Here is a 4,002-nt window from a genome sequence, read left to right as displayed (position 1 = left end):
AATTGCCAGATGGACTTGCTGTGAAAGTTAACGGGACAGTAGTGTTCAAGCAATAGAAATCCTGCGCGAACTCCATGCACTAACTGGCGCTGATCGTTACGTTTTTCCGGGTGCACGTACCAATGGCAGACCAATGAGTGATAACGCAATTCTGGCAGCACTGCGGCGCATGGGGTTTGCTAAAGAGGAAATGAGTGGACACGGTTTTCGAGCAATGGCACGCACAATTATGGATGAAGTGTTACAAATACGTCCTGATTATATAGAACATCAGCTTGCACATGCTGTACGTGACCCCAATGGACGGGCATATAATCGCACCGCTCACCTACCAGCACGTCGCAAGATGATGCAGCAATGGGCGGATTATCTAGACAAGCTAAAAACTGGCGCTGAAATCATTCCTATGGCAGAACGAGTCGCATGAGTGTCCACGACGAACAAAAACGCTTGAGGAAAATATCGGATAAGCTCAAGACCGAGGCGCCTTTATCATCAGCGGATAAGCAATTTCTCTCGACTGCTTTATCACAGATTGCTGATGGTATAGATGCAAACCAAGCTTTGAACGTAAAAGCTAAACGGGGAGAACATAAAAGCAAAACCGCACAAAATAAAAGATACGAAGGTGAGATAAAAAAGCGCCTATCGCTGGGTTGGATTGCAACAGCTAAAGCTCGTATAGAAGATGGCGGCTTGGGATTAACCCTTGAACAAGCTATCGCTAGGATTGGAGAAAATGATCTTAACGCATTTGGCTTGACTGAAGAAACTTTAAAAACATATTGGAATAAGAATGTTGAGCTGCGAAAACGAGATTTTCACTTACCTAAGCCGGACTGAAATTGTAATTTCAATCCTGTGACATCCATTCATCGGGCCTATATCGTGCATTTATTTGAACATTATAGGAGCGAAACAATGCCAAATGCACCAAATGCACCAAATGCACAATCAATCCCAACAACAGGATATGTCCGACTACCCCAAATTCTTGCTGTTTTTCCAGTAAGCCGTTCCAGCTGGTATGCGGGCGTAAAATCTGGCATCTATCCCCCAAGCTACAAACTTGGAAAACGCACCACCGCATGGAAAGCTTCTGATATCAAGCAATTATTGAATGTTGAGGGGGGTGTAACCATGATCTCAACTTTAAATGCTAAACATCCTCTTTCAGGTTATGAAAATTATCCTTATTATGAACCTTCCTCTGATATACCGGAACGTATAGCAAGGGCACGCAGGGTTAAGGATTTTGGTTGGTACTCAGGACTACGCCCAAGAAAAGCCAATCAAGGATTTCTTAGGCTATTGGAAAAAGTGCGACCGGCAAGGAACCTCGACCACGTTTCTTATTGGGTAGAGGCTCAATCTGGGGCTAAATTTATACTCAATGAACCCTACCATCTACCACAAGGTTATCAGGCTGCTCTACAATCCATGGGCCTAGCATCTTTTTGCATCCCAACAAACCTTGCACCATATTGTGGACGGTGGAGTGAAACAGGGGGAGATCAACCACGGACATCCTCTATCCTGATCTGCGAGGCAAAACATCAAGACGAACTAGATTGGATTGCCGAACTACTAACTGATGGCGCTCTACTGGCTCCCGAATGGAATGCTATCCGGGCGCGGCCATGAATAACCCAGTTAAGCAATTGCTTGATAGCGCGCTTTTTTATGCAGAGAAGGGGCTCCCTGTTTTCCCTCTGATTGCGGGGGGTAAGAAACCGCTCCCCGGCTCAAGGGGTTTTCATGAGGCTGCTACTGATAAAAACCAGATTTATCAATGGTGGAAAGATAAGGCTTATAACATCGGGCTGAATTGCGGGATGATCGATATCGTGATTATTGATATTGATAATAAAAATGGAGTTGATGGTTTCGCTAATTTTGAAGCGTGGCTTAATGGCCGGGAACTTCCGCATACTATCAGAGTAAAGACGCGCTCCGGTGGTCAGCATATCTATTTTAAGGGTGCCGGCATCAAATCAGGGCAAGGTATCCCATGTGCGGGGGTTGATATTCGTGCTATGGGTGGTTACGTGGTAATGCCACCTAGTTATGTAGCAGAGGACGGTAAAGCCGGTGCTGGCAATTACTCGTTTATAGAGGATGAAGCTAAATCAATCCTCGCAATGCCTGCCTGGCTTCATGCGGAATTATTGTCGGATAAAAATACTGGGAAGAAAAATCGAGAAGTTTTAGTAAAGACAACTCAACCAAAGAAAATTATAAAATCACATGATTTCCCTCCTACTAGGGAAAATGCGATTAAATTGCGGAATGCAGTCAAAGCCAGAATGCATCATACAAATTGTTCAGTTGAATTTGAATGGTTTAATTTGATGCTAGAACTAAGAAGCTTAGTATATCTTTGCCACTGGCCGGACGAATTGGCATGGGGTATTTTTGATATATTTAGCCAGAAAATTGGCGGCAATTACGATTATGATAAGAATCGAGCGCGATGGGATCGTCAAGATCACGATCCATCCGGACGAACGTACCGCAGTCTGTTAGCGGAATTGAAGACATCTAATCATACAGATGCTGATATTGACGGTGCCCCAGTAAATGATTCTGGTTCGATTGATGCCTTGTCCAAAGCACAGGATAAATTCGCGCTCATCACATTGGGAGGTAAGGTCGGAGTAATTGATAAGGGTAATTTGGGCCTACGTAATGTGGAGGGATCGGCTGCAAGATTGGAAGTTATAAATCGAGCGGACGGTGTGTTGTTGCTTGAAAGATATATATCTAATGAGTTCCCACAAGCTGATTGTAGAAAGATTTCGAATTTGTTCTTACGCGATAGGAATACAACTATGTACGATAGAATCGAGTTCAACCCTCGCGGCAATTCTGCTGGCACGCTCAATCTATGGGTTGGAGAAACAATTACTCCGAAATGCGGCGAGTGGCCGCTGATCTATGAATTTCTGAGAAACGTATTATGCGGCGGTAGAGAAACTGAGTACCAATACCTTGTGAAATACATTGCGCATGCTTTACAAAAGCCATGGGAGAAGCCTGGTGTAATGATCATTATGTTGGGAGGGCAAGGAATCGGCAAGGGGACGCTTGGCCGTATCCTTCAAAAAATATGGAGTGCAACATACCTGCATGTCCCACGTATCAAAAACGTGGTCGGGGATTTCAATGGAGCATTAGAACGCGCATATGTAGTATTTCTTGATGAGGCTTTATTTGCCGGAGATAGAGCAAGCGCTGATACACTAAAAAGCCTTGTCACTGAACCATCTGTTAACATAAACGAGAAATACCAGCCATCACGGCAGATTCAAAGCTATCATCGGTTCTTCAGTGCTACCAATGCCGAGTGGTTCAAGGGTACTGACCGTGACGACAGGAGAGATTTCGTTTTGAAGGTATCTGAGGATCGGAAAGGGGATTTTGCTTTTTGGGATAAACTCGATTTAGAAATTTGCAATGGGGGAGTAGAAGCTTTCGCTCACGATTTATTAGCAATGGATTTAAGCGGGTTCAATGTTCGAGCTAAACCTAATACGCATGAATTGACGGAACAGAAACTTCATAGCCTGGATAAATTTCCTCGGTGGTGGTTTAACTGCTTGTCAACTGGCGCCATTGCCGCAACTGATATAGATTGGCCTGAGTTCGTTAGCACAGAAAATTTGCTTAGTGAATTTAAAGAATCAGAAAAAGGCGTGCGTGCATATAGGCAAGTAATCGAACGGGAGGTTAAGGCGAATATAAATAAACTGTGTCCTTCGGCAAGTACGGAACAACGAATGGAGAATCTCCGCAGAAAACGGGGTTATCGTCTCCCATCACTCGAGAAAACCCGTGAAGACTTTGAGCGCTATATTGGAGGGCCAATCTTATGGGATGAAAGTTAGCTGCACAGATATCACAGATAGTGCACAGATATCTGTGCAGCTACACGCCTTTATTCATAATGGTTTCAGCGATATGCACACTATACTCACTATTTTTTAGAAAGTTATAAAATAT

General features: G+C 44.0%; 4 protein-coding genes. All 4 read left to right on the top strand.

Annotated elements, in window-relative coordinates:
* The first annotated feature begins 133 nt into the window (after positions 1-133).
* Positions 134-427 carry a tyrosine-type recombinase/integrase gene (locus C7H79_RS16550; protein ID WP_242447352.1) on the top strand — a complete coding sequence of 98 codons (294 nt, stop codon included), beginning with the start codon at positions 134-136 and terminating at the stop codon, positions 425-427.
* Positions 424-843, top strand: coding sequence for a hypothetical protein (locus C7H79_RS16545; RefSeq protein ID WP_106708346.1), 420 nt, complete (start codon positions 424-426; stop codon positions 841-843). The genes C7H79_RS16550 and C7H79_RS16545 overlap by 4 nt, the downstream gene beginning before the upstream one ends.
* A gap of 78 nt (positions 844-921) precedes the next feature.
* Positions 922-1,644 (top strand): helix-turn-helix transcriptional regulator, encoded by a 723-nt coding sequence (locus C7H79_RS16540; protein ID WP_106708345.1) that lies wholly within the window; start codon positions 922-924, stop codon positions 1,642-1,644.
* Positions 1,641-3,887, top strand: a complete 2,247-nt coding sequence (locus C7H79_RS16535; RefSeq protein ID WP_172592496.1) for a bifunctional DNA primase/polymerase — start codon at positions 1,641-1,643, stop codon at positions 3,885-3,887. Before C7H79_RS16540 ends, C7H79_RS16535 begins: the two co-directional genes overlap by 4 nt.
* Positions 3,888-4,002: the final 115 nt, after the last annotated feature.

The organism is Nitrosomonas supralitoralis (genome assembly GCF_003011925.2).
GTDB lineage: Bacteria > Pseudomonadota > Gammaproteobacteria > Burkholderiales > Nitrosomonadaceae > Nitrosomonas > Nitrosomonas supralitoralis.
Note: the sequence above shows the minus strand (reverse complement) of the source record. Positions and strands in the feature narration are given on the sequence as shown.